The sequence below is a fragment of the Pseudomonas sp. WS 5059 genome (assembly GCF_012985525.1).
Lineage (GTDB): Bacteria > Pseudomonadota > Gammaproteobacteria > Pseudomonadales > Pseudomonadaceae > Aquipseudomonas.
On the sequence record NZ_JAAQWO010000004.1, the window covers coordinates 413995 to 440372 of the forward strand.

Annotated in this window: 23 protein-coding genes and 1 tRNA gene; 16 read left to right on the top strand and 8 right to left on the bottom strand. The window is 62.0% G+C overall.

Features of this window, described 5'->3' with window-relative positions; genetic code table 11:
* Window positions 1–24: 24 nt before the first annotated feature.
* Genes asd through HBO12_RS14220 form a run of 3 tightly spaced genes read right to left on the bottom strand, consistent with a single transcriptional unit; the run spans window position 25 to window position 3310 of the window.
* Window positions 25–885 carry an archaetidylserine decarboxylase gene (gene asd, locus HBO12_RS14210; RefSeq protein ID WP_170042447.1) on the bottom strand — a complete coding sequence of 287 codons (861 nt, stop codon included), beginning with the start codon at window positions 883–885 and terminating at the stop codon, window positions 25–27.
* Between the two features lie 16 nt (window positions 886–901).
* Window positions 902–1717, bottom strand: a complete 816-nt coding sequence (locus tag HBO12_RS14215) for a rhodanese-like domain-containing protein (RefSeq protein ID WP_169952231.1) — start codon at window positions 1715–1717, stop codon at window positions 902–904.
* 57 nt (window positions 1718–1774) lie between these two features.
* Window positions 1775–3310, bottom strand: coding sequence for an HDOD domain-containing protein (locus HBO12_RS14220; protein ID WP_170042449.1), 1536 nt, complete (start codon window positions 3308–3310; stop codon window positions 1775–1777).
* 166 nt (window positions 3311–3476) lie between these two features.
* Between HBO12_RS14220 and motA the strand changes: the two genes are divergently transcribed.
* Both motA and motB read left to right on the top strand, forming a co-directional pair.
* Window positions 3477–4328: a flagellar motor stator protein MotA gene (motA, locus tag HBO12_RS14225; RefSeq protein ID WP_169952227.1), complete on the top strand. Its 852-nt coding sequence runs from the start codon at window positions 3477–3479 to the stop codon at window positions 4326–4328.
* 3 nt (window positions 4329–4331) lie between these two features.
* Window positions 4332–5354: a flagellar motor protein MotB gene (gene motB, locus HBO12_RS14230; protein WP_169952225.1), complete on the top strand. Its 1023-nt coding sequence runs from the start codon at window positions 4332–4334 to the stop codon at window positions 5352–5354.
* Between the two features lie 114 nt (window positions 5355–5468).
* Here the strand turns inward: motB and rsgA are convergent, their stop codons facing one another.
* Window positions 5469–6500 carry a small ribosomal subunit biogenesis GTPase RsgA gene (gene rsgA / locus HBO12_RS14235; protein ID WP_170042451.1) on the bottom strand — a complete coding sequence of 344 codons (1032 nt, stop codon included), beginning with the start codon at window positions 6498–6500 and terminating at the stop codon, window positions 5469–5471.
* Between the two features lie 106 nt (window positions 6501–6606).
* Here rsgA and orn point away from each other — a divergent pair, with 106 nt between their 5' ends.
* Both orn and HBO12_RS14245 read left to right on the top strand, forming a co-directional pair.
* A complete protein-coding gene (gene orn / locus HBO12_RS14240; RefSeq protein ID WP_169952222.1) occupies window positions 6607–7149 on the top strand; it encodes an oligoribonuclease in 543 nt (180 codons plus the stop codon).
* A 175-nt stretch (window positions 7150–7324) separates the two neighbouring features.
* Window positions 7325–7939, top strand: coding sequence for a trimeric intracellular cation channel family protein (locus tag HBO12_RS14245; RefSeq protein WP_169851492.1), 615 nt, complete (start codon window positions 7325–7327; stop codon window positions 7937–7939).
* On the opposite strand, the gene queG is transcribed toward HBO12_RS14245, so the two are convergent.
* Window positions 7921–9000, bottom strand: a complete 1080-nt coding sequence (queG, locus tag HBO12_RS14250; RefSeq protein ID WP_169952220.1) for a tRNA epoxyqueuosine(34) reductase QueG — start codon at window positions 8998–9000, stop codon at window positions 7921–7923. The two genes, HBO12_RS14245 and queG, sit on opposite strands and share 19 nt — an antisense overlap.
* Before the next feature lie 63 nt (window positions 9001–9063).
* Here queG and HBO12_RS14255 point away from each other — a divergent pair, with 63 nt between their 5' ends.
* The 12 genes from HBO12_RS14255 (at window position 9064) to HBO12_RS14310 (ending at window position 23415) form a co-directional block, all read left to right on the top strand.
* Window positions 9064–9924 (top strand): NAD(P)H-hydrate dehydratase, encoded by an 861-nt coding sequence (locus HBO12_RS14255; protein WP_169952218.1) that lies wholly within the window; start codon window positions 9064–9066, stop codon window positions 9922–9924.
* Entirely contained in the window at window positions 9912–10379 is a 468-nt protein-coding gene (gene tsaE / locus HBO12_RS14260) for a tRNA (adenosine(37)-N6)-threonylcarbamoyltransferase complex ATPase subunit type 1 TsaE (protein WP_169952216.1), read from the top strand. Before HBO12_RS14255 ends, tsaE begins: the two co-directional genes overlap by 13 nt.
* Before the next feature lie 17 nt (window positions 10380–10396).
* A complete protein-coding gene (locus HBO12_RS14265; protein ID WP_169952436.1) occupies window positions 10397–11818 on the top strand; it encodes an N-acetylmuramoyl-L-alanine amidase in 1422 nt (473 codons plus the stop codon).
* Between the two features lie 14 nt (window positions 11819–11832).
* The gene (mutL, locus tag HBO12_RS14270) at window positions 11833–13731 is read left to right on the top strand and encodes a DNA mismatch repair endonuclease MutL (protein ID WP_170042563.1); all 1899 of its coding nucleotides are present in this window, start codon (window positions 11833–11835) and stop codon (window positions 13729–13731) included.
* Window positions 13731–14702: a tRNA (adenosine(37)-N6)-dimethylallyltransferase MiaA gene (miaA, locus tag HBO12_RS14275; RefSeq protein WP_170042453.1), complete on the top strand. Its 972-nt coding sequence runs from the start codon at window positions 13731–13733 to the stop codon at window positions 14700–14702. Before mutL ends, miaA begins: the two co-directional genes overlap by 1 nt.
* A gap of 95 nt (window positions 14703–14797) precedes the next feature.
* Complete coding sequence (gene hfq, locus HBO12_RS14280) at window positions 14798–15058, top strand: RNA chaperone Hfq (RefSeq protein ID WP_010221594.1); 261 nt, start codon at window positions 14798–14800, stop codon at window positions 15056–15058.
* 12 nt (window positions 15059–15070) lie between these two features.
* Window positions 15071–16372 (top strand): ribosome rescue GTPase HflX, encoded by a 1302-nt coding sequence (gene hflX / locus HBO12_RS14285; RefSeq protein ID WP_029299582.1) that lies wholly within the window; start codon window positions 15071–15073, stop codon window positions 16370–16372.
* A 96-nt stretch (window positions 16373–16468) separates the two neighbouring features.
* Entirely contained in the window at window positions 16469–17647 is a 1179-nt protein-coding gene (gene hflK, locus HBO12_RS14290; RefSeq protein WP_115127254.1) for an FtsH protease activity modulator HflK, read from the top strand.
* Window positions 17647–18513 carry a protease modulator HflC gene (gene hflC, locus HBO12_RS14295; RefSeq protein WP_017849753.1) on the top strand — a complete coding sequence of 289 codons (867 nt, stop codon included), beginning with the start codon at window positions 17647–17649 and terminating at the stop codon, window positions 18511–18513. The genes hflK and hflC overlap by 1 nt, the downstream gene beginning before the upstream one ends.
* Window positions 18514–18809: 296 nt before the next feature.
* Window positions 18810–19997, top strand: coding sequence for an ATP phosphoribosyltransferase regulatory subunit (locus HBO12_RS14300; protein ID WP_169952212.1), 1188 nt, complete (start codon window positions 18810–18812; stop codon window positions 19995–19997).
* Window positions 19998–20051: 54 nt separating this feature from the next.
* Complete coding sequence (locus HBO12_RS14305) at window positions 20052–21341, top strand: adenylosuccinate synthase (protein WP_169952210.1); 1290 nt, start codon at window positions 20052–20054, stop codon at window positions 21339–21341.
* Window positions 21342–21480: 139 nt separating this feature from the next.
* Window positions 21481–23415, top strand: coding sequence for a methyl-accepting chemotaxis protein (locus HBO12_RS14310; RefSeq protein ID WP_170042455.1), 1935 nt, complete (start codon window positions 21481–21483; stop codon window positions 23413–23415).
* Between the two features lie 75 nt (window positions 23416–23490).
* Here the strand turns inward: HBO12_RS14310 and HBO12_RS14315 are convergent, their stop codons facing one another.
* The 3 genes from HBO12_RS14315 to HBO12_RS14325 form a co-directional block, all read right to left on the bottom strand.
* A complete protein-coding gene (locus HBO12_RS14315) occupies window positions 23491–25056 on the bottom strand; it encodes an ABC transporter permease (RefSeq protein ID WP_170042457.1) in 1566 nt (521 codons plus the stop codon).
* Window positions 25056–26081, bottom strand: a complete 1026-nt coding sequence (locus HBO12_RS14320; protein ID WP_169952203.1) for an extracellular solute-binding protein — start codon at window positions 26079–26081, stop codon at window positions 25056–25058. The genes HBO12_RS14315 and HBO12_RS14320 overlap by 1 nt, the downstream gene beginning before the upstream one ends.
* 143 nt (window positions 26082–26224) lie before the next feature.
* Window positions 26225–26311 (bottom strand) — tRNA-Leu (locus HBO12_RS14325).
* Window positions 26312–26378: the final 67 nt, after the last annotated feature.

Here is a 26378-nt window from a genome sequence, read left to right on the forward strand (position 1 = left end):
CCGGCTCCTACAATGAAGGCTGCATCAGGCTTTTGGCAGCGCGATACCCTGGCCCATCTGCACCGGCGTGCCTGCCACCAGTTCTTCAGCCCACTGCACCTGATCCGGCCCAAACAGTACGATAGCGGTCGAACCCAGCTTGAAGCGCCCCAGTTCCGCACCTTTTTCCAGGTGGATCGGTGCACGGGCGGCTTCGTCGTAGCGCACGGTTTTCAGCTCGCGCTTGGGCGGCGTCACCAGCCCGGCCCATACGGTTTCAATCGACGCGACAATCATCGCGCCCACCAATACCACGGCCATCGGGCCGCGTTCGGTATCGAACAGGCAGACAACACGCTCGTTACGCGCAAACAGTTCCGGCACGTTTTCGGCGGTGGTCTGGTTGACCGAGAAAATCCGCCCAGGCACGTAGACCATTTCCCGCAGGGTGCCGGCCAGTGGCATGTGCACGCGGTGGTAGTCCTTCGGCGACAGGTAGATGGTGGCAAAGTCGCCGCCCATGAACGGTGCGGCAACGGCGGCGTCGCCACCGAGCAACTCCAGCACGCTGAAACTGTGGCCCTTGGCCTGGAACACACGACCGTGCTCGATCGAGCCGAGCTGGCTGACGGCGCCGTCTGCCGGGCTCAACACCGCGCCCGGGGTTGGGTCCAGTGGGCGCGCGCCGTCCTTCAGGGCGCGGGTGAAGAAGGCGTTGAAGTGCTCGTAGGCGGTCACGTCTTCCACCAGCGCCTGGGACATATCCACCTGGTAGCGCTTGGCGAACCAGGTGGTGAAGGCATTCTTGAACCAGCGCACACGGCATTCGGCGATGCAGCCGGCCAGGCGCGACAGCAGGTGGTGGGGCAGCAGGTACTGGCTGAGGATAAACAAACGCTTTTTCATGAACTGTCCTTAAACCTTAAATCTCGACGGGGGTGTCGGGGTGGTTGCCCCATTCGCCCCAGGAACCGGCATAACCTTTGACTCGCGGATAACCGAGCGCCTTGGCCACCAGGTAGGTGAAGCCAGAACGGTGGTGAGTCTGGCAGTGGGTAATGATTTCTTTGTCTTTGCTCAGGCCCAGGCCTTCGAGGATCTGCGGCATGTCGCGGCGGATTCGCAGGTTGCGCGCCTTGTCCATGCCCGCCGTCCATTCGAAGTTGACTGCGCCGGGAATATGTCCGCCCTTGGCGGCGAGGACTTTCTCTCCCGAATATTCCAGCGGCCCGCGTGCATCCCAGATGCCCAGGTCGGCAGCGCCGAGGCGGCTTTGCAGGTATTCGCGGGTGGCGGTGGGCTCGTCGTGCAGGGTCAGGCTGACCGGCCCACCCACGGCGGCGGTTGCCTCGGTGGACACCGGGTGCTGCTCATCCAGCCACGCCAGCAGGCCGCCATCGAGGTAGTGATACTTTTTGTGGCCGATCACGTCGAGCAGCCAGATAAAGCGCCCGGCCCAGCCGCCGCCTTCGTCGTCGTACACCACGTAGGTGGCGTCCGGAGTGTGGCCCAGTTCGCCGAACAGCTTCTCCAGGTCGGCCTTGGCCGGCAGCAGCCCCGGTGCCGGAGGCTGGCCCAGTTGGGTGCGTTTGGGATCAACAAAGTGCGCGCCGGGGATATGCCCCTGGGCATAACGGGCGGCGCTGGTGAGGTCCACCAGAATCAACGGCTCGGCGGCGAGGCGGCCAAGCAGGTCGCTGGGCTCGATCACCAGCGGCAAGCCAGAAAAGTCAGGCATGTGAGGTCTCCCGGGCACTAGGTTGGGCGATAAAAGAGGGCGATTGTAACGCAAGCATCAGGTGGTGCGGTTGGTAAAGCAGTGCAGGGCTTTCTCGATGCATTGGGCGGTTTTACCGAAGGCCTGCACGGTGGTTTCGGAGAACGGCCCGCCACCCTGGTCGGCCACCATCAGCATCACCACCCGGCCGTTACAGCTCAGGGAGCGCAACAGCAGGTGCTCGCCGACAAACAGGCGACGCAATGAGGTCGGCAGCAGTGCCGCGAATTGCGCGTGATTGTCCGGGTTAAGGCGCACCTGCGCAGACTTCTCCAGCAGGCGTTGCAGCAGCGTGCTTTGTGCGGTTTCAAGGCTCAGGTTGGCGGCGTCCTTGGGCAGGCCATCGACCTGATGCACGCGTAGCGTGGTCAAGGCCTTGTCGGCCATCAGCAACATGACGCGCTGCATGCCACTGGCCACCAGGGCCTCCTTGGCACAGGTGGTCAGGTGCATGGCGTTGGCGAAGCGGCTGGGCTCCACCAACAGTTCGCTGCAGCGCTTGCGCCAGACCGCCAGGGATTCGGCGGTGGGCGGCGGTGCTGGCAGCAGGCCGCGATGCACCCGCTGCACATGCCACGGCCAGATCAGTGCCAACGCTGGGTGCCAGAGACCGGCGGTCAAGGTATGGCGGGCGCTGATGGCTGCCTGCTGGTGCACCTGTTGCTGCACATCGGCCAGCGGTTGTTGCAGGTACAGTGCGGTGAGGTACTGCCAGCGCTGGGTGTGCGGGCAGGTCCAGGACTCCTGCGCTGCCAGCGCCATGCCATTGGCCAGCAGCACGGTGTTGGCCGGCTGGTTCAGCCAGCGCCGCAGCGCTGGGTCGTCATCGAGTTTTTGCTGCTGGCTCAGGGGCGCTTCATCGCGGGCGATGTGCAGGGCCTTGACCAGCAAGCGTTGTTCCTTGAGCAGCAGTTGGTAGCCCTGGGATACCCAGATCGGCAAGCGCCAGGCCTCGGTCAGCCCCAGGCACAGTTCCAGCAGGCGCACGCCGAACAGTTCCTGCTCGACCTTGCGTGCCGATTGGCCCTTGTGGATCACCCGCAGTTCCCATTCTTCCAAAAGCTTTGGGTAGGCCACGGCCATCGGCCACAGCGGCGAGAGAAACAGCAGGCTGCCCCAATGAATGTCTTGCCACAGGCGCGCCAGGCGGCTGGCGAACAGGCCATTGGCTTGTTGCGAGGCGTGCTGGCTGATCAGTTGCAGTTGACGCAGGGCCACGGGGATTTCATTGAGCGGCACCGACGGCAGGCGCACGAGCAGTTCTTCGGTGCGCTTGAGGCCGAGGCGGTTGATTGCCACTTCAAGGTTTTCTGCCGGCTCTGCCAGGCTGCCGTGGGCCTGGTTGTTGGCTTCGCGCATGACGCTCAGGACTAGCGCCGGGCTGTCTTGCATCAGCTCCGCAATATCTCGCAACGAACGGCGGCTGTCGCCGATGGCCTTGCACACCGCAACGTGGCTCGCTTGCGGGACGGGCAGGTGCACCTCGTCCAGACGCTTGATCCAGCCAGCCAGGGAGTTGGGTTTTGCAGTTGGGACTGTCGTTTCGTTTGCCATGATTGGGGCGCGATCATCACTTGCGGTCAACACGCCCGGAGTGGGCCGAACTGGCTTTTCGCCTTAACGGGCTATAGTCTGGCGCAGTTTTGCCGATAAGTAGAAGAAGAGTTTTTAGATCTTCCGAATATGTCCATGAACCCGACGGCGCAAGTACTCATCCCCTATGGCTAAAATTATCGGCATCATCGTCGTCATCGCAAGCGTGCTCGGCGGATACGTTCTGTCCCACGGTAAAATTGCTGCGCTGATCCAGCCCTTCGAAGTGCTGATCATCGGCGGTGCGGCGTTTGGCGCTTTCCTGCAGGCTAACCCAGGCTACATGACCATGCACGTGGTCAAAAAGTCGCTGGGCATGTTCAGCTCGCGCTTTTCCCACACGTTCTATCTGGAAGTGCTGGGCCTGGTCTACGAGATCCTCAACAAGAGCCGCCGCGAAGGCATGATGGCCATTGAGGCAGATATCGAGGACGCTGCAGCGAGCCCGATTTTCGCCAAGTACCCGGCCGTGCTCAAGGACGAGCGCATGACCGCCTACATCTGCGACTACCTGCGCATCATGTCCTCCGGCAACATGGCCCCGCACGAGCTGGAAGGTCTGTTCGACATGGAGCTGTTCAGCTTGAAAGAAGAGCTGGAGCACCCGTCCCACGCCGTGACCGGCATCGCCGACGGCATGCCCGGTTTCGGTATTGTCGCGGCGGTACTGGGTATCGTGGTGACCATGGCGTCCCTGGGCGAGGGCGACCAGGCGGCCATCGGTATGCACGTAGGCGCGGCGCTGGTGGGGACCTTCTTCGGTATTCTCGCGGCCTATGGTTTCTTTGGCCCGCTGGCCACCTCCCTGGCCCACGATGCCAAGGAAGAGCTGAATATCTACGAAGCAATCAAGGCGTCGCTGGTGGCTTCGGCTTCCGGTATGCCGCCGTCCCTGGCCGTGGAATTCGGGCGCAAGGTGCTGTATCCGAAGCACCGCCCGAGCTTTGCCGAGCTGGAACAAGCAGTTCGCGGTCGCTAAGCCATGGAAAACAACCAGCCAATCATCATCAAGCGCGTCAAGCGCTTTGCTGCCGGGCACCACGGCGGCGCCTGGAAAATCGCCTTCGCCGACTTTGCGACGGCGATGATGGCGTTCTTCCTGGTGCTGTGGCTGATGTCCACTGCGACGCCGGAACAGAAGATCGCCATCGCCGGTTATTTCAAGGATCCCATCGGCTTCTCCGAGAGTGGCACGCCGTTTGTGATCGACCTGGGTGGTTCGCCAGAGTTGGCTCCCGAGCGCACCATCAACCCGGAAGTCCAGACCGAAGCGCCCCAGAAAAACATCCCGATCGAACGCCAGACCGTCGAGAGCATGGCCGAACAGGTCGAGCAGGAACGCCTGGAGTTGTTGCTGCAAGAGCTGCAGAACAAGGTCGACGAGAACCCGCAACTGCAAAAATTCAAGGATCAGATCCACTTCGAGATCACCCCGGACGGCCTGCGTATCCAGATCATGGATGACGCCAATCGACCGATGTTCGACTCTGGCAGTGCGCGCCTCAAGCCCTACTTCGAAGACATCCTGCTGGCCATGGCCGACACCATCAAGGCGGTGCCGAACAAGATCAGCGTCAGCGGCCATACCGATGCCAAGCCGTATTCGGGCCTGGGCGATTTCGGTAACTGGGAACTGTCCGCCAACCGCGCCAATGCCGCCCGCCGCGCCCTGGTGGCTGGCAGTTACCCAGACACCCAGGTGGCGCGCGTGGTGGGCTTTGCTTCATCGCAGTTGTTTGATACCCAGGACCCATTCAACCCGATCAACCGGCGCATCGACATCGTGGTGCTGACCAAAAAAGCCCAGCGCGCCATCGAAGGCGAGCAGGGCACTCCACCGCCAGTGCCGACCCAGGGCGAGGGCGCTCCGGGTGAAGTCCCGGTGGACCCGAACGCCCTGCCACCCGAGCAGCAGCCGTTGCCGGCCCATGAGCTGCGCCAGAAGCTGAATTTGTTTGATGAGGGTGGGGTGAAGGCTCCCGGAGAAGCCCCGGCCGGTAGCTGATGCGGCTTAGGTGGGAGTGGGCTTGCTCGCGATAGCATCACCTCGGTGCATCAATTGCACCGAGTTATCTGCATCGCGGGCAAGCCCGGTCCCACACAAGCGCATACCTACGACTTAATAGCTGCTTTCGGGCAAGCTGGCGATGATCGAGCGATAGCTGTTCATCCGTTGTTGCTGCACGCGCCCATCGTCCAGGGCCTTGAGCAAGGCGCAGCCTGGCTCGCGGTCGTGCTTGCAGTCGCGAAAGCGGCACGTGCCGATCAGGTCGTTGAACTCGATGAAACCCGCTTCGACATCAGCACGGCTGACGTGGCCCAGGCCGAACTCACGGATGCCGGGGGAGTCGATCAACTCGCCACCGCCCGGGAAGTGGAACAGGCGCGCGGTGGTGGTGGTGTGCGTGCCCTGGCCGGACAGTTCCGACAGCGGGCCGACGCGGGTCTCGACTTCCGGCAGCAGGCTGTTGACCAAAGACGACTTGCCCACGCCCGACTGGCCGACGAACACGCTGATGCGCCCGTCCAACTGCTGTTGCAGCTGTTCCATGCCGTTGCCATGGTGCGCCGAGACTTCCAGCACCGGGTAGCCCAACTGCCGATACACCGCGAGCAATGCATTGAGCGCCGGGGCGTTCTGTTCGTCGATCAGGTCGAATTTGTTCAGCAGCAACAGCGGGCGGATGCCGGCGTGTTCGGCCGCCACCAGGTAGCGGTCGATCAGGTTGGCGTGGGGCTCGGGCAGCGGGGCGAAGACGATGACAATCATGTCGACGTTGGCCGCCACCGGCTTGAGTTGGCCACGGCTGTCGGGGCGACGCAGTTCGGTGGTGCGCGGCAGTTGCGCGACGATCACCCCGATACCCTGGTTGCCGGCACGCCATACCACTTTGTCGCCAGTGACCAGCGCCGGCAGGTTGGCGCGCAGGTGGCAGCGGAACACTGCGCCGGCCAGTTCGCCTTCCAGGGCCTCGACTTCGACCTGCACCCCAAAGTGCGCGATTACCAGGCCCGTTTGCTCGGGGCCGAGGTCGCCACCCTCCAGCGCTTCTACGGCAGAGGATTCACGTTTGGCGGCGCGGGCAGCGCGTTCACCCTGGATCTTTTCGATGCGCCAGTTTTGGCGGCGGTTGAGCTGGCGTTTGGCCATTGGTGTTCCGTGTCGATAATGCAAAGGTTGGATAAAACGGTCGCGAGTCTAGCACGCCCCGCCTGCTAAACTGCGCAGCTACGCCAAGGTGCCAAGGAACCACGACATGCAAAACCCACAGAACCTGATTTGGATCGATCTGGAAATGACCGGTCTGAACCCTGACACCGACGTCATCATCGAGATGGCGACCATTGTCACCGACAGCAACCTCAACACCTTGGCCGAAGGTCCGGTGATCGCCATCCACCACAGCGACGCGGTGCTGGCCACCATGGACGAGTGGAACACCCGCACCCACGGCAACTCGGGCCTGACCCAGCGCGTGCGCGACAGCCGCGTGAGCATGGCTGAGGCTGAGGCCGAGACGATTGCGTTCCTGGAAAAGTGGGTGCCCAAAGGCAAGTCGCCGATCTGTGGCAACAGCATCTGCCAGGACCGTCGCTTCCTTTATACCCACATGAAGGGGCTGGAAAGCTACTTCCACTATCGCAACCTAGATGTGTCGACCTTGAAAGAACTGGCCGCGCGCTGGGCGCCAGAGGTCAAGGACAGCTTCCACAAGGGCAGCACCCACCTGGCCCTGGATGATATCCGCGAGTCGATTGCCGAGTTGCAGCACTATCGCAAGCATTTCATCAAGGCCTGACTTGCAGCAGGGCGGTGCCCTCTGTAGGAGTCCCGCTTGCCGGCGATGGCGTCCTCAAGGGCCCCATCGCCGGCAAGCGGGGCTCCTACACGGATGTTCGCGCGGGTTTTCTGGCCGCCCCCTTTTGGTGCCCCTGCCAAATGATTAGACTGCGCGCCTCTTTGCAAGGATCGCCATCATGCTGCTGATGCTCTACCTCATCGCCATCACCGCCGAAGCCATGACTGGTGCCTTGTCGGCCGGCCGTCGTGGCATGGATTGGTTCGGCGTGGTGCTGATTGCGTGCGTCACAGCCCTCGGCGGCGGTTCGGTGCGCGATGTGTTACTTGGCCACTACCCGCTCACCTGGGTCAAACACCCGGAATACCTGGTGCTGACCTCGGTAGCGGCATTGGTGACGATCTTTATCGCCCCATTGATGCGTCATTTGCGTTCGCTGTTTTTGGCGCTGGACGCCGTGGGCCTGGTGGCGTTCACCCTGATCGGCTGCATGACGGCCCTGGAAATGGGCCACGGCATGCTGGTGGCCTCGGTCAGCGGGGTGATCACCGGGGTCTTCGGCGGGATCCTGCGGGATATCTTCTGTAACGATATCCCATTGATCTTCCGCCGCGAGCTGTACGCCAGCGTGTCGTTCCTCGCCGCCTGGTGCTACATGCTGTGCATCTACCTCGAATTGCCCAGCGAGCAGGCGATCCTGCTGACCTTGTTCAGCGGTTTTCTATTGCGTCTGCTGGCGATCCGCTTTCATTGGGAAATGCCCAAGTTCGTCTACAACGACGAACATTGACGGAGCGCGTGCTGGTTCAGCGCCCATTCCACATGTTCGCGGACCAGTTCGCTGGGGTAGTCCAGGCGTGCCTTCAAGGCTTCCAGCACCGGAATGCTCGAGGGCGCATTGCCCAGGCCCACGGCCAGGTTGCGCAGCCAGCGCTCATAGCCGGCGCGGCGCAGCGGCGAGCCTTCGGTGCTGCTGAGGAATTTATCCTCATCCCACATAAATAACTCAGCCAGTTCGGCGTTATCCAGATTGTGGCGCGGCTTGAAATCGCTTTCTCCTGAGGGGCGGGCGAAACGATTCCATGGGCAAACGATCTGACAGTCATCGCAGCCGAAAACCCGGTTGCCAATCAACGGCCGCAGCTCTTCGGGGATCGCGCTCTTGAGTTCGATGGTCAGGTACGAAATGCAGCGCCGGGCGTCCAGCACATAGGGGCCGACGAAGGCATTGGTCGGGCAGATATCCAGGCAGGCGGTGCAGCGGCCGCAGTGTTCGGTGCTGTGGGGCGGATCGATGGGCAGCGGCAGGTCGACAAACAGCTCACTGAGGAAGAAGTAGCTACCGGCCTTGCGGTTGAGGACCAGGGTGTTTTTGCCGATCCAGCCTAAACCTGCCTGTTCGGCGATGGCTTTTTCCAGCACCGGGGCGCTGTCGACAAAGGCGCGAAAGCCAAACGGGCCGATCTGTGCCTGGATCCGGTCGGCCAGTTGCTGCACGCGCTTGCGGATCAGCTTGTGGTAGTCGCGGCCCAGGGCGTAGCGGGAGATGTAGGCTTTTTCGGGTTGGGCCAGCAGTTGCGCCATCTGCGTGTCGCCGGGCAGGTAATCCATGCGCAGGGACACCACGCGCAAGGTGCCGGGTACCAGCTCGTCAGGGTGCGAGCGTTTGCTGCCATGGGCGCCCATGTAGTCCATCTCGCCGTGATAGCCCGCGTCGAGCCAGCGCTGCAGGTGCTGTTCATGCTCGGCCAGGTCCAGGCCGCTGATGCCGACTTGTTGAAAGCCCAACTCGCGGCCCCAGTCTTTGATCGATTGGGCGAGGGCGGGCAGATCGGTGGTAATAGCAGGCATGAGACGAGAGAAACCGCAGGTTAGATGCGTATAATTCTGCCAGACATCGGAGCTTGAAGACGCATGCCGCAGACAAAACACGAAATAACTGACGTTCAGCCCCTGTTGCCCGGCCATTTGCCGCAACTGGCTGCGCGTTCCCCAGAGGCCCACAAGGGCCAGTTTGGCCATGTCCTGGTGATTGGCGGCGACCATGGCTTTGGCGGGGCGGGGTTGCTGAGTGCCGAAAGCGCGCTGCGCAGCGGTGCTGGCCTGGTGTCCCTGGCGACCCGCAGCGAACACGTCCCGGCGGCCTTGACCCGCTTGCCGGAAATCATGGCGCGGGGCGTGCATTCGGCCAACCAATTGATGGGCCTGCTGGAAAAAGTCTCGGTGATTGTTATCGGCCCTGGCCTGGGCGACATGGCGTGGGGCAAGAGCCTGCTGTCGGTGGCGGCCAATGCCCGGCAACCCCAGGTCTGGGATGCTGACGCGCTGAACCTGCTGGCCGCAGGCCATGTAACCTTGCCGGCCGATTGTGTGATCACCCCGCACCCGGGGGAAGCGGCGCGGCTGATGGGTATTTCGACAGCCGAGGTTCAGGCCGACCGACTTAAGGTGGCGCGCGCGCTGAGCCAGAAATTCAATGCCGTTACGGTACTCAAGGGCGCTGGCAGCCTGATCGCCAGCCCGGATGGGCGGGTATCGCGTTGTGACCAGGGGCATCCGGCCATGGCGTCGGCGGGCCTGGGGGATGTGCTCGCCGGCCTGACCGGCGCGCTGCTGGCCCAGGGCATGCCGGCGTTCGAGGCCGCCAGCCTGGCGGTGTGGTTGCACGCCACGGCGGGCGATCGCCAGGGCACCTTTGGTCGCGGCCTGGTAGCCAGCGACCTGATTCCTGCCATTCGTCAGTTGCTGGAGGAGCAGTCACCGTGTCTGAAGTAACCCTGTTTATTGCCGATGAAGAGGCCATGGTGGCTTTTGGTAAACGCATTGCCGAGATCACCCAGGGCGTGGGCCTGATTTTTCTGCAGGGTGACCTGGGTGCCGGCAAAACCACGCTGTCGCGCGGCATCATTCGCGGGCTTGGGCACGCCGGCGCGGTGAAAAGTCCGACGTTCACCCTGGTAGAACCTTACGAGATCGGTGACCTGCGCGCGTTCCATTTCGACCTGTACCGCCTGGTGGATCCTGAGGAGTTGGAGTACATGGGCATCCGCGATTACTTCGATGGCGATGCTTTATGTCTGATCGAGTGGCCGGACAAGGGCACAGGCTTTTTGCCAAAGCCTGACCTGACCATTACCATTACCCCGCATAACCATGGGCGTCAGTTGAAATTGTTGTCCCAGAGCGCGCGCAGTGAGTCTTGGTGCGCCGCTTTGGCTTTGGAATTCTAATAATGGGTGGGTTAGGTATGCGCTTTCGCGCGTTGGTTGCTGTCGTGGGGGTGTTGCTTGCGGCAATGACTGTCAATGCTCTGGCCGCTTCACAGGTAAAAAGTGTGCGCCTGTGGCGAGCACCGGATAACACGCGACTGGTGTTCGACCTGTCTGGCCCGGTCCAGCACAGCGTCTTTACCCTGACGGCGCCTGATCGCCTGGTGATCGACATCAACGGTGCAACCCTGGCTGCGCCCTTGAAGGTTTCCACCGCCAACACGCCGATTACCGCGATGCGCTCGGCCCAGCGCACGCCGACCGACCTGCGGGTGGTCATCGACCTGAAGAAAGTCGTGACGCCCAAGAGTTTTTCCCTCGCGCCGAACGCCCAGTATGGCAACCGCCTGGTGGTCGACCTCTTTGACAATCCTGCCGACGCCGCGCCCACCCCGGCGCCGACCCCTGCGGTTGCCACCACCCCGGCGGTGCCGGTCAATCCTGCGCAGCCCCAGGTCAAGTTGCCACCGCTGCCACCCGCGCCGGCCGGCAAGCGCGACATTATCGTAGTGATCGACGCCGGGCACGGCGGTGAAGACCCGGGCGCCTCGGGCTCCCGTGGCCAGCACGAAAAAGATGTGGTTCTGGCCATCGCCCGTGAACTGCAGCGCCAGATCAACGGGATGAAGGGTTATCGCGCCGAATTGACCCGTACTGGCGACTACTTCATCCCATTGCGTGGACGTACTGAAATCGCCCGCAAAAAGGGCGCGGACCTGTTCGTTTCGATCCACGCCGACGCCGCACCGTCGAAGGCAGCCTTCGGCGCCTCGGTGTTTGCCCTGTCGGATCGTGGCGCCACGTCCGAGACCGCACGCTGGCTGGCTGACAGCGAAAACCGTTCCGACTTGATCGGCGGTGCCGGCAACGTGTCCCTGGATGACAAGGACCGCATGCTCGCAGGTGTGTTGCTGGACCTGTCGATGACCGCCTCGCTGACCTCCAGCCTGAACGTCGGGCAGAAGGTGTTGAGCAACATGGGCCGGGTCACGCCGCTGCACAAACAGCGGGTGGAGCAAGCCGGGTTCATGGTGCTCAAGTCGCCGGATATCCCGTCGATCCTGGTCGAAACCGGCTTTATCTCCAACGCCAACGAAGCCAACAAGCTCGCCTCCGCCAGCCACCAGCAGGCGCTGGCGCGCTCCATCAGCGCCGGCGTGCGCCAGTTCTTCCAGCAGAACCCGCCACCGGGCACTTATATCGCCTGGCTGCGGGACTCCGGGAAAATTGCCCAGGGCCCGCGTGACCATCGGGTGCAGCCCGGCGACACCCTGGCCATGCTGGCCGTACGCTTCCAGGTCTCGGCTGCCACCTTGCGCAGCGCCAATAGCCTGAAAACCGATGAACTGAAAGTCGGCCAGGTATTGACCATCCCCGGCACTGAATTGGCAGCCCAGTAATGAGCGAATCGGTATTGAACAGCGCTTCGCGCATCGAACTGCTCAGCCCACGGCTGGCCAACCAGATCGCTGCGGGCGAAGTAGTTGAGCGTCCGGCCTCGGTGATCAAGGAGTTGCTGGAAAACAGCCTCGACTCCGGCGCCAAGCGCATTGACGTGGACGTGGAGCAGGGCGGAGTCAAGTTGCTGCGGGTGCGTGACGACGGCAGCGGGATCTCCTCCGACGACCTGCCGCTGGCGCTGGCACGCCATGCCACCAGCAAGATCCGTGACCTGGAAGACCTTGAGCGGGTGATGAGCCTGGGCTTTCGCGGTGAGGCCCTGGCGTCGATCAGCTCCGTGGCGCGCCTGACCCTGACTTCCCGCACCCGCGGCGCCGATCAAGCCTGGCAGGTCGAGACCGAGGGTCGCGACATGGCCCCTCGGGTCCAGCCGGCGGCCCATCCGGTAGGCACCTCGGTGGAAGTGCGCGACCTGTTCTTCAATACTCCGGCACGGCGCAAATTCCTCAAGGCCGAAAAAACCGAATTCGATCACCTGCAAGAAGTCATCAAACGCCTGGCCCTGGCCCGTTTCGACGTGGCTTTCCATCTGCGCCACAACGGCAAGACCATCCTTAGCCTGCACGAGGCCAACGACGATGCCGCCCGCGCCCGGCGCGTGTCGGCGATCTGCGGTGCTGGGTTCCTGGAGCAGGCGCTGCCGATTGAAATCGAGCGCAACGGCCTGCATTTGTGGGGTTGGGTCGGCCTGCCGACGTTCTCCCGCAGCCAGGCCGACTTGCAGTATTTTTTTGTGAATGGTCGTGCAGTGCGCGACAAACTGGTGGCCCACGCGGTGCGCCAGGCCTATCGCGACGTGCTGTTCAATGGCCGGCATCCGACCTTCGTACTGTTTTTTGAAGTGGACCCGGCAGTAGTCGACGTCAACGTGCACCCGACCAAGCATGAGGTGCGCTTCCGTGACGGGCGCATGGTCCACGATTTCCTCTATGGCACCTTGCACCGTGCTTTGGGCGATGTGCGTCCGGATGATCAACTGGCGGCACCGATAGTCACCGCCATCGTCCGCCCGACGGGTCCTGAGGCCGGTGAATTCGGGCCCCAGGGCGAAATGAGCCTGGCGGCCAACCTGCTGCAAGCGCCGCAATCCCAGCCAAGCTACCCGGCGGCGGGTTCCGGCGCGGGGGCGGGCTATCAGTATCAATACACCCCGCGTCCGCAGTCGGCGGTGCCAGTGGCCGAGGCACAGGCGGCCTATCGCGAATTTTTTGCGCCGCTGCCTGGTGCCGAGCCGGGCGCGGTGGCCCTGCCGGAAGGTGGCGGTGATATCCCGCCGCTCGGTTATGCCCTGGCTCAGCTCAAGGGCATCTATATCCTCGCCGAAAACGCCCACGGCCTGGTGCTGGTGGACATGCACGCAGCCCACGAGCGAATCATGTACGAGCGCCTGAAGATCGCCATGGCCAGCGAAGGCCTGAGCGGCCAGCCATTGCTGGTGCCAGAGTCCCTGGCCGTCAGCCAGCGCGAAGCCGATTGCGCCGAGGAGCACCTCGCGGTGTTCCAGAAACTGGGCTTTGAATTGCAGCGACTGGGCCCGGAAACCCTGGCTATCCGGCAGATTCCCGCCTTGCTCAAGCAGGCTGAGGCTAACCGGCTGGTGGCTGACGTGCTGGCGGACCTGATGGAGTACGGCACCAGTGACCGGATCCAGGCACATATCAACGAACTGCTCGGCACCATGGCCTGCCACGGCGCGATCCGCGCCAACCGGCGCCTGGCCCTGCCGGAAATGAACGGCCTGCTGCGGGACATGGAAAACACCGAGCGCAGTGGCCAGTGCAACCACGGCCGACCGACCTGGACCCAGATGGGCCTGGATGATCTGGACAAACTATTCCTGCGCGGTCGCTGATGAGCGCCCTACCTCCCGCCATCTTCCTGATGGGCCCGACAGCGGCCGGCAAGACCGACTTGGCGATCGAGCTGACCAAGGTCCTGCCCTGTGAGCTGATTAGCGTCGATTCGGCCCTGGTTTATCGAGGCATGGATATCGGCACCGCCAAACCGTCCAAAGAGCTATTGGCTGCCCATCCCCATCGTCTGATCGACATTATCGATCCGTCGCAAAGCTACTCGGCGGCGGACTTCCGTACCGATGCCCTCGCCGCCATGGCTGAGATCACCGCGCGGGGCAATATCCCGCTGCTGGTGGGCGGCACGATGCTCTATTACAAGGCTCTACAGGAAGGCCTGGCAGACATGCCGCCCGCCGATCCACAGGTGCGCGCCGAGATCGAAGAAGAGGCTGCGCGCCTTGGCTGGCAGGCCCTGCACGAGCAATTGGCGGCGATTGACCCGGTGTCTGCCGCGCGCATTCACCCCAATGACCCCCAGCGCCTAAGCCGGGCCCTGGAAGTCTGGCGCGTGAGTGGCCAGACAATGACGGCCCATCGCCTCAGACAATCTGCGCAAAGTACTGACGCAGGCACCTCTGGACCGGGACAATTGCCCTATACTGTCGCCAATCTGGCCATCGCTCCGGCGAATCGTCAGGTGCTGCATGAGCGAATTGCACAAAGATTCACAATTATGTTGGAACAGGGGTTCGTGGAAGAGGTCGTAGCACTGCGTTCAAGAGGTGATCTGCATCCGGGATTGCCTTCGATACGTGCTGTAGGCTACCGCCAAGTCTGGGATCATCTGGATGGCAAGCTGACGTCAGCCGAAATGCAGGAGCGCGGCATTATTGCCACGCGCCAATTGGCAAAGCGCCAGTTCACTTGGCTGCGCAGCTGGACTGACTTGCATTGGCTGGACAGTCTGGATTGCGACAATCTGTCACGCGCCTTGAAATACTTGGGAACGGTCTCCATATTGAGCTGAGTCCTTGCAATTGCCGTCTATCCTTGGGGGTGTGACGGCTACAAACTATCTATTTTTCCGATTTTTTATTATTGATCCTTAAAGGAGTGCGGCACATGTCAAAAGGGCATTCGCTACAAGACCCTTACTTGAATACTTTACGTAAAGAGAAAGTTGGGGTTTCCATCTATCTGGTCAACGGCATCAAGCTGCAAGGTACGATCGAGTCTTTCGACCAGTTCGTGATCCTGCTGAAAAACACCGTAAGCCAGATGGTCTACAAACACGCTATCTCGACAGTAGTGCCGGTTCGTCCAATTCGTCTGCCTAGCGCAACCGAATCCGAACAGGGTGACGCTGAGCCAGGTAACGCCTGATAGGAGTCTCCTTTGTTCTTTGAGCGCCACGGTGGTGGTGAGCGAGTGATCCTCGTTCACTTGGATGGACAGGACCCTGAGGCGCGCGAAGATCCGCAGGAGTTTCAGGAGCTGGCAAATTCGGCCGGCGCCGAGACCGTCGCGTTTTTTAACGTGCCGCGTCATCGGCCAACCGCCAAATTTCTGATTGGCAGCGGCAAGGTCGAGGAACTACGCGACCTGGTCCATGCCGAAGAAGCCGATCTGGTGATCTTCAATCACATCCTCACGCCCAGTCAGGAACGTAACCTCGAACGTGTCTTCGAGTGTCGCGTGATTGACCGCACCGGTCTGATTCTCGATATTTTCGCCCAGCGCGCCCGTACCCATGAAGGCAAGCTCCAGGTCGAACTGGCCCAGCTTGACCACATGAGCACCCGCCTGGTTCGTGGCTGGACTCACCTTGAGCGTCAGGGTGGTGGTATCGGCATGCGTGGCCCGGGTGAAACCCAACTTGAAACCGACCGGCGTCTGCTGCGGGTGCGCCTGCGCCAGATCAAGGGCCGTCTGGAAAAAGTACGCAGCCAGCGCGAGCAATCACGCCGTGGACGTACCCGTGCGGATATCCCTACCGTGTCCCTGGTGGGCTACACCAACGCCGGTAAATCCACGTTGTTCAACAACGTGACCAAGTCGGACGTGTACGCGGCAGACCAGTTGTTCGCCACCCTCGACCCGACCTTGCGCCGTCTGGAACTCGACGACCTGGGGCCGATTGTGCTGGCCGACACCGTGGGCTTCATCCGCCACTTGCCGCACAAGCTGGTCGAGGCATTCCGGTCTACGCTCGAAGAGTCGAGCAACTCCGACCTGCTGCTGCACGTCATCGATGCGGCCGAGCCTGACCGGATGTTGCAGATCGAGCAGGTCATGGTAGTACTGGGTGAGATTGGTGCCCAAGACTTGCCGATCCTCGAGGTCTATAACAAACTCGATTTGCTCGAGGGTGTAGAGCCGCAGATCCAGCGCGACGAAAACGGCAGGCCCCAGCGGGTCTGGCTCTCGGCGCGGGACGGTAGCGGCCTGGAACTGCTTGAACAGGCGATCGCAGAGTTGCTGGGCGGCGATTTGTTCGTCGGCACCTTGCGCTTGCCGCAGCGTTTTGCTCGACTGCGTGCTCAATTTTTTGAGTTGGGCGCCGTACAGAAAGAAGAACACGACGAAGAAGGTGTCAGCCTGCTGGCTGTTCGTTTGCCCCGTTCGGAGCTCAATCGACTGGTGAGTCGTGAGGGCGTTGTACCGACGGAGTTCCTCGAACAACACACTTTGCAATAAAAGCCTGAGAAAGCGGTTGTGCCGCTGTGGCAGGCATTCTGTAGCATTGGTCGGCGCGCCGTGGGTGCGTCTTTGCTTTATCAGATGGAGAGCGCTATGGCTTGGAATGAGCCGGGTGGCAACTCGAATAATCAGGATCCTTGGGGTGGTAAACGCCGCAATAATGGCGACCGCAAGGGGCCACCAGATCTCGACGAGGCCTTCCGAAAGCTGCAGGAAAGCCTGAATGGGTTGTTCGGTGGTGGAAAAAAACGTGGTGGTGACGACGGCGGTCGCACAGGCAAGGGCGGCGGCTACGGCCTGCTTGGCCTCGGCCTCGTGGCGCTGGCGGCTGTCTGGCTGTACAGCGCGGTTTATGTAGTCGACGAGCAGGAGCAAGCCGTGGTGCTGCGCTTTGGCAAGTACTACGAGACTGTCGGCCCCGGCCTGAACATCTACTTCCCGCCGATCGACAAGAAGTACATGGAGAACGTCACGCGTGAGCGTGCCTACACCAAGCAGGGCCAGATGCTGACCGAAGATGAGAACATCGTCGAAGTGCCGCTGACCGTGCAGTACAAGATCAGCAACCTGCAGGACTTCGTGCTTAACGTCGACCAGCCGGAAATCAGCTTGCAGCACGCGACCGAAAGCGCCCTGCGCCACGTAGTGGGTTCCACTGCGATGGACCAGGTGCTGACCGAAGGCCGTGAACTGATGGCCAGCGAGATCAAGGAGCGCCTGCAACGGTTCCTCGATACTTATCGCACCGGTATCACCGTTACCCAGGTCAACGTACAGAGCGCAGCTGCACCGCGTGAAGTGCAGGAAGCCTTCGATGACGTGATCCGTGCCCGTGAAGACGAGCAGCGTTCGCGCAACCAGGCTGAAACCTACGCCAACGGCGTCGTGCCGGAAGCCCGTGGTCAGGCCCAGCGCATCCTTGAAGATGCCAACGGTTACCGCGACGAAGTCGTGTCCCGCGCCAAGGGTGAGGCCGATCGCTTCACCAAGCTGGTGGCCGAGTACCGCAAGGCACCGGAAGTCACCCGCGAGCGTCTGTACCTGGACACCATGCAGGAAGTCTTCACCAACACCAGCAAGGTTCTCGTGACCGGCAACAAGGGTGGGCAGAACAACCTGCTCTACCTGCCGCTGGACAAGATGATCGAAGGTGGTCGTAGTGCCGGCAGTACTTCGTCTTCCGCCAGTTCGACTGCCGCTGCCAACGAAGCGAGCGCCCGTGCGGCCGCTGACCTGCAGCAACAGCAAACACGTTCCAGGGAGAGTCGTTGATGAGCAATAAATCGCTGACCGCCCTGATTGTGGGCGTCGTCGTGGTCATCGCTGCCTGGAACTGCTTCTACATCGTGGCTCAGACCGAGCGCGCGGTGCTGCTGCAATTCGGGCGTGTGGTCCAGGCGGATGTCCAGCCGGGCCTGCATGTGAAAGTCCCCTACGTCAACCAGGTGCGCAAGTTCGACGCCCGCCTGATGACCCTGGATGCACCGACACAGCGTTTCCTGACCCTGGAAAAGAAAGCCGTAATGGTTGACGCCTACGCCAAGTGGCGCGTCAAGGATGCCGAGCGTTTCTACACCGCGACTTCCGGCCTCAAGCAGATTGCCGACGAGCGTTTGTCCCGTCGTCTGGAATCGGGCCTGCGCGACCAGTTTGGTAAGCGCACCCTGCACGAGGTGGTATCCGGTGAACGTGATGCGCTGATGGCTGACATCACGCGTTCGTTGAACACCATGGCTGAAAAAGAGCTGGGCATCGAAGTGGTCGATGTCCGGGTCAAGGCCATTGACCTGCCCAAAGAAGTGAACCGCAGCGTGTTCGAGCGGATGAGCACCGAGCGTGAGCGTGAGGCTCGTGAGCACCGCGCCAAGGGTAACGAACTGGCTGAAGGTATCCGTGCGGATGCCGACCGTCAGCGTCGCGTACTGTTGGCAGAAGCCTATCGTGAGTCTGAAGAGGCTCGCGGTGACGGTGATGCTCAAGCCGCATCGATCTACGCCAAGGCTTATGGCCAGGACCAGGAGTTCTACGCGTTCTACCGTAGCCTGCGTGCCTACCGTGAAAGCTTTGCGAACAAAACCGACGTCATGGTGCTGGACCCAAGTAGCGATTTCTTCCGCTACCTGGAAAAGTCCAAGTAACCCGCTGACTGTCTGGACCCACTCCGTCGGGCGGCTAAAACGCTTGGCGGGGTGATCCTTTCGGAAAACGGGTGTATGATGCGGCAGCCGGGAAATTCCCGGCTTTTTTGCGTCTGCATGTTTGATTGCTGTTTTACGCTGCAGGCGTGACAGGTTTTTCGAGGAAAGTGCCCGACGAGGCCGTTTACAGGCCATTCGTCACGTCGCTCTTGCGCGTGGTTTATGCAGGGGCCGGGTATTTTCTGCTTCACTCAAGGCTCGCCCAAGGGCAGGCCGGGTCATAGGGGAATGGCGTAATGGCAACGGTAGACCGCTGGCTGCTGCCAGATGGCATCGAAGAAGTACTGCCACCAGAGGCTGCGCGTATTGAAGTCGCGCGTCGCCAGGTGTTGGATCTGTTCCAGAGCTGGGGTTACGAGTTTGTCGTGACTCCCCATATCGAGTACCTGGAATCCCTGCTGACCGGCGCGGGCCAGGACCTGGATCTGCGCACCTTCAAGGTCATCGACCCGCAATCGGGCCGGCAAATGGGCTTTCGCGCCGACATCACGCCGCAAGTGGCGCGCATCGATGCGCATACCCTGCGCCGTGAAGGGCCGAGCCGCCTGTGCTATGCCGGCAGCGTGCTGCACGCGCAACCGCGCGCCCTGTCATCGTCCCGTAGCCCGATCCAGCTGGGCGCCGAGTTGTACGGCGATGCGAGCCCGAGCAGCGACGTCGAAGTTATCAGCCTGATGCTGGCGATGCTGCAACTGGCTGACGTGCCGGATGTGCACATGGACCTGGGGCATGTCGGTATCTACCGTGGCCTGGCTCGTGCGGCCGGTTTGTCTGGCGAAGTTGAGCAACAGTTGTTCGATGCCCTGCAACGCAAGGCCATCGACGAAGTGATCGCCCTGACCGAAGGCGTGCCTGAGGATCTGGCCGGCATGCTGCGTGCGCTGGTGGGCCTGTGTGGTGGTCGCGAAGTGCTGACCGCTGCCCGTGATCGCCTCGCCAACGCACCGGCCCCGGTGTTGGCGGCCCTGGACGACGTGCTGGCGATTGCCGAGCAGTTGTCGGCGCGCTTCCCGCAACTGCCGCTGTATTTTGACCTGGGTGAGCTGCGCGGCTACCACTACCACACCGGTGTGGTGTTCGCCGTGTTTGTTCCGGGTGTTGGCCAGGCCATCGCCCAGGGCGGTCGTTATGACGATATCGGCGCCGACTTCGGTCGTGCCCGTCCGGCGACTGGCTTTTCTACCGATTTGAAAACCCTGGTGACCCTGGGGCGTGCTGAAGTCGAGCTACCGTCTGGCGGTATCTGGATGCCAGACAGTACGGACGCGGCACTCTGGCAGCAGGTCTGCCAGTTGCGCAGTGAGGGTCAGCGTGTCGTCCAGGCCTTGCCTGGGCAGCCATTGGCCGCCGCCCGTGAAGCGGACTGCGACCGGCAATTGATTCAGCAGAACGGGCTTTGGCAAGTATCGCCACTGGCTTCTTGAGTTTTCCTGCCGGCCAATGCCGGCACCAAGTTTGCGCGAATGAGGACAAGTGTTATGGGTAAGAATGTCGTAGTCCTGGGCACCCAATGGGGTGATGAGGGCAAAGGCAAGATCGTTGATCTGCTGACCGAACATGCTGCCGCCGTAGTGCGCTACCAAGGTGGTCACAACGCTGGCCACACCCTGGTCATCGATGGCGAAAAAACCGTCTTGCACCTGATCCCGTCGGGCGTCCTGCGCGAAGGCGTGCAGTGCCTGATCGGCAACGGCGTCGTGGTTGCACCTGACGCCCTGCTGCGCGAGATCACCAAGCTGGAAGAGAAAGGCGTACCGGTGCGCGAGCGCCTGCGTATCAGCCCGTCCTGCCCGCTGATCCTGTCCTTCCACGTTGCGCTGGACCAGGCCCGTGAAAAGGCCCGTGGCGAGCTGAAGATCGGTACTACCGGTCGCGGCATCGGCCCGGCCTACGAAGACAAGGTTGCACGTCGTGGCCTGCGTGTGGGCGACCTGCTCAACATGCCGCGCTTTGAAGACAAGCTGCGTGAGCTGGTGGATTACCACAACTTCATGCTGGTTGGTTACTACAAAGAGCCCGCCATTGAATTCGACAAGACCCTGGCTGAGTGCAAAGAGTACGCTGAACTGCTCAAGCCGCTGATGCTGGACGTGACTGCCGAGCTGCACGACCTGCGTCGCGCCGGCAAAGACATCATGTTCGAAGGCGCCCAGGGTTCGTTGCTGGATATCGACCACGGTACCTACCCGTACGTGACCAGCTCCAACACCACCGCTGGCGGCGTTGCGACGGGTTCGGGCGTCGGTCCGATGTTCCTGGACTACATCCTGGGCATCACCAAGGCCTACACCACACGCGTAGGTTCGGGCCCATTCCCGACTGAGCTGTTTGACGACGTCGGTGCGCACCTGGCCAAGCAAGGCCACGAGTTCGGCGCCACTACCGGCCGTGCCCGTCGTTGTGGCTGGTTTGACGCCGTTATCCTGCGTCGCGCTATCGATGTGAACAGCATCTCGGGCATCTGCCTGACCAAGCTGGACGTGCTCGACGGCCTGGAAACCATCAACATCTGCATCGGCTACAAAGACGCAGAAGGTAATGATGTGGCCCCGACTGACGCTGACAGCTACGTCGGCCTGCAGCCTGTGTACGAAGAAGTACCAGGCTGGACCGAATCGACCGTGGGTGCCAAGACCCTGGAAGAACTGCCCGCTAACGCCCGTGCGTACATCAAGCGCGTTGAAGAGCTGATTGGCGCGCCGATCGACATTATTTCGACCGGCCCGGACCGCAACGAGACCATCGTTCTGCGTCATCCGTTCGCTTAATAAGCTGTTGATGTAAAAAGCAAAGGGTCCCTTCGGGGGCCCTTTGTCGTTTCTGCCTTGCGCACGGCACGACCCTTGCTATGTTTCTCTCTTTCGCGGTGCTATCAATTTAATGGCACCCGTGGTGGAGGGATTCCCGATGTCTGCCGTTCTCTCATTGTTACAAAGCCGGCTGCTGCGGCCGGTGTTCGTTACCCTTGGTATCGCTCTTTTGGTGCAAGTGCTGGTGGCGGTCGCCCTGACCCGGAGCACAGTCACGGCCCTGGAAGCCGATTTGGGCAAGCGTCTGGGTGTGGACAGCCAGAAACTGTCGGGCGAATTGACCCAGGCGGGCAAGGAAGTGACATCCAGCCTGGACAGCCTGTCGACCAGCACCAGCGACCGCCTGACGGCCGGGCTTTCTGCGCGCCTCAAGCAAGAGCAGCAGCAACTGCGTGCGACCCTGGAAAAGGACCTGAAGGACTCTGCCAATGACATGGCGCAGTTGCTGGCCTCGGTTGCGCCGCGTGCCATGTGGGACAGTGATGTCCCGGCGCTGTCCGAGTTCGCCCGACGCGCCCAGCGCAACCCCAACGTGCTGTTTGTGGTGTACGACGATGCCACGGGCCAGCACCTGACCCGTTATCTGAACCGGGAAAACCCGATCAATAAGGCGCTGTTGGAGAAAGGCGAAGGCGACCGCGCGCTGGATAAAGTGTTGAATGCCGCGAAAAACGACCCGTCGGTGTATTACGTTGAGGCATCGATCAGCCCCAATGGCGTGGAGATCGGCAAGGTGCTCATGGGGGTTTCCACCGTTGCGGTCGAGGCGGATCTGGCGGCGCTGGACCAGCGTTTCATTGCGCTGATCGCCAGTGGCGGTCAATTGGTGGGCGATAGCCTCAAGGGCGCGGCGGCTGACAGCGCAGCGGCCATGGGCGCACGCTTGCAGTCGGCGCAGGCCACGGCCACGCAAATGACGGCTAACACCTCAAGCGCCGTACAAGAGGCCGCGCAGGCCCTGCGCTGGCGGATTGGTCTGGGCCTGGCGGTGGTTGGCCTGGGCGTGCTGTTGCTGATTGCCGTGGTGCTGGGGCGGCGGGTGGTCAATCGCCTGAAGCTGCTGATTGCCGCCATGGATGACTTGGCCGCTGGCGAGGGCGACCTGACCAAGCGTGTGCAGATCAACAGCCAGGACGAAATCGGCGCCATGGCTTCGGCGGTCAATCGGTTTGTGGATAAGTTGCAGCCCATCGTGCGCGAGGCGGGCGATGTGGCCCAGCGTACTGGTGTGGAAATCGGCGCGATGACCCTACGCAATGCTGGTGCTGATGCGGCGGCGGGCTTGCAGCGCGACGAAGTGGCCGAAAGCCTGCGGGCGCTGTCGCAAATGGCCGACGAGGCCCAGGCCGAAAGTCACGCCATGCAGGCCGCGTTGCAGCAGGTGGTGGATATCCGCCAGGCCACCGATGAAAATTCGCGGACCTCGGCTGAGGTCGGCAGTTTGATCGAAGCACTGGCAGGCCAGGTGCAGGCCGGTTCCAAGGTGATCGAGCGCCTGGCCCAGCAAAGCGAGCAGATTGAAGTGGTGCTGACGGTGATCCACGGGATTGCCGAGCAGACCAACCTGCTGGCCCTGAATGCGGCCATCGAAGCGGCGCGTGCCGGCGAGACCGGGCGCGGTTTTGCGGTGGTGGCGGACGAAGTGCGGGCGCTGGCGAGTAAAACCCAAAGCTCCACTGGTGATATCCAGGCGCACATCGTGGCGTTGCAGCAAGGCGCGCGCGAGGCAGTCGAAACCATCGGCAAGGCCGGGCGCCAGGCCAGCGAAGGTCTGCTGGTGCTGCGTGACAGCGTGCGCCTGCAGCAAACGGTGCAGGCCTCGGTAGAGCAGGTGCACGCGGCGATTGGCCTGGCGACCCGGGCTGCCGAGCACCAGGCGCAGGGCGCGCATGCGGTGCGGGGGCGGGTCGAGGTGATCCACGCCCAGGCCGAGCGTGCGGCGCAGGCGGTGGTGGAAACCACGGCCAGTGGCAAGGTGCTGGATGGGTTGGCGGCGCAGTTGAAGGCCAGCCTGGGGCAGTTTCGGGCCTAGCGTCGCCTCATCGGGCGCTATCACGGGCAAGCCCGCTCCACAGGTGTGGGAGCGGGCTTGTCCGCGATAACGCTCTCAGCGACTCAGATACATCCGCGTCGTCAGCAGATACACCGGCAACCCCGACACCAGAATCAACAACGCCGCATAAGGCGCCGCCGCCGCAAACTCCACATTCGAGGTGTGTGCCCATACTGCCGTGGCCAGGGTATTCAGCCCCGTAGGGCTGAGCAGCAAGGTTGCGGTCAATTCCTTCATCGCGTCGAGGAACACCAGCGCAAACGCCGCACCCAATGCCGGAAAGATAATCGGCAGGGTCACCCGGCAGAACGCGCTGAACGACGATGCGCCCAGTGTGCGTGCCGCCTCTTCCAACTGCGGCGCAGCCTTGTTCAGCGCAGTGCGGATGGGTGCCTGGGCCAGTGGCAGGAACAACAGCGCATAGGCGATCAGCAGCAGCGCCGAGGTCTGGTACAGCGCCGGCACGTAATGCAGGGCGAAATACACCAGGGTCAGGGCAATCACCAGGCCGGGCAGGGCGTGCAGCAGGTACGGCAGGCGTTCGGCCCATAGCGCCAGTTGACCCTTGTAGCGCACCACCAAAAGGCCTACCGGCACAGCCAGCGCCAGGCACAGTGCGGCGCCGCCGAGGGAAAGGGCCAGGGACGACAGCAGCGCCTCGCTGATTTGCGCAACCGGGAAGGCCGCCGAAGAGCCCACGGCCAGCCAGTAACCGAGCATCCCTAACGGAATGCCACTGCCAATGATCGCCAGCATCACGCAATACAACTGGCCCAGTGGCGCCCATCTGCCCAATCGAACCTGTTCGGCATGCCGCGCCGCGCCTTGTCCAGTGCGCACATGCCGGCCCTTGCCGCGCACGCGCAACTCCAGCCACAGCAGGGTCAGGCACATCAATAGCAGTACCGCAGACAGCATCGCCGCATTGGCGTTGCTAAATTCCAGCTCGAACTGTTGGTAGATCGCCGTGGTGAAGGTTTGCAGGCCGATGATCGACAAGGCGCCGAATTCCACCAGCATGTGCAGGGCAATCAGCAGCGCGCCGGCCAACAGTGATGGCCACAGCAGCGGCAGGGTGATGCGAAAGAATACCCCCCAGCGATTCAGGCCCAGGGTGCGGGCCGACTCTTCCAGGGATGGGTCCAGGTTGCGCAGGGTGGCCGCCACCGGTAGGAACACCAATGGGTACTTGGACAGGGTCATCACCAGGATCGCACCGCCCAGGCCTTCGAACTGGGCGCTCAGCGACACCCAGGTAAAGCTGCTGACAAACGCTGGCACGGCAAACGGCAGGCACAGGATCACTCCCCAGATCCGCCGGCCCGGCAGGTTGCTGCGCTCCAGCAGCCAGGCCAGGGACAGGCCGATCACCGCGCAGGCCATGGTCACGCCAACCATCAGTGCCAACGTGTTGCGCAGCAACCCGAACACATACGGGCGCCACAGCAGATGCACCGCTTCGGTCCAGCCCGCTTGCCAGGCCTTGAGGCCCACATACACCAATGGCAGCAGGCTCAGGCCCACCAGGAGCAAGACCGGCAGCAGCAACCAGATTGAAGGGCGCTTGCGCCGTGGACTAAAACCCCCGCGCAAGGCGGGGGTCGGTAGCGATGGGTTCATCAGTTCAGGCCAACCTCACGTTCCAGCTCCAGGGCTTCTTCGGCATTGCCCAGGTCGGCGGGAGTGACTTTTGGCGGTTGCAGCTCGCTGAAAGGCTTGAGGCCGCGATTGGACTCCATGCCCTTGCGCAACGGGTATTCAGCCGAGGTATTGGTGATAACCCGCTGGCCTTCTTCGCTGGCCATGAAAGCCAGCAGTTGCTGGGCTTCCTTGGGGTGCTTGCTGGATTTGAGTGCCGCCGCTGCCGATACGGTGATCAGGCCGCCGGCATCGCCATCGGTGAAATAGTGCAGTTGCGAATCCAGGTTGGTCTTTTCTTTTTTCAGGGCAAACCAGTAGTAGTTGTTCACCAATACCGTCGCGACTTCGCCGTTTTCCACGGCTTTGAGGGCCACCATATTGTTGCTGTAGACCTTGCCGAACGCGCGCAGGCCGGTCAGCCATTCCTCGGCGGCTTCACGACCATGCAGCTTGATGATGGCCACGGCCTGTTCCTGGAAGGCGCCGCTGGTGGGGACGAAACCAACCTTGCCTTGCCACTCGGGGCCGGCGAAATCCAGGACCGACTTGGGCAGTTCTTCTTCCTTGATCAACTTTGGGTTGAAGGCCACGACCCGGGTGCGTGCGGTCACGCCCATCCAGGCGCCGTTGGCAGCTACGTATTCCTTGGGCAAGACATCCAGGGTGCTGGCGTCGATAGTGGCCAGCAGGCCTTGTTCGCCGAGCTTGTTGAGCGGCGGGGATTCTTCGGTGTAGATCACGTCGGCGGGGGAGCGCTCACCCTCTTCGACGACCTGGCTGGCCAATTGGTTGCTGCTGCCCTTGCGCACATTCACATGAATGCCGGTCTTGGCTTCGAAGGCCTTGGCGAGTTCATCGCCGACTTCCTTGTGCTGGCCGTTGTACAGGGTCAGTTCAACCTTGTCGGCGGCGTAGGCGGCGGGAGAGAGCAGGGTCAGGCCGAGCAGAGTGATGGTCAGGCCACGCAGAAGGGATGTCTTGAGACGGGTATCGCGGATCATCATCCGGGGTTTTCCTCACTTGAGTGCAACAAATCATTGCAAGGATAAACGATAAAACTTCTCAAGTGCGGACAGGGGAGCAATGCAGTGGGAGTTTTTAAACCCCAGAAACGAAAAAACCCGCTTTCGCGGGTTTGATCTGAATTTGGTGCCCAGGAGAAGACTCGAACTTCCACGACCTTGCGATCACCAGCACCTGAAGCTGGCGTGTCTACCAATTTCACCACCTGGGCATTATCAAACAACGTTGCCGCTGTTGATGGGGCGAACTATACGGCGGGCTTTTTGATCTGTAAACCC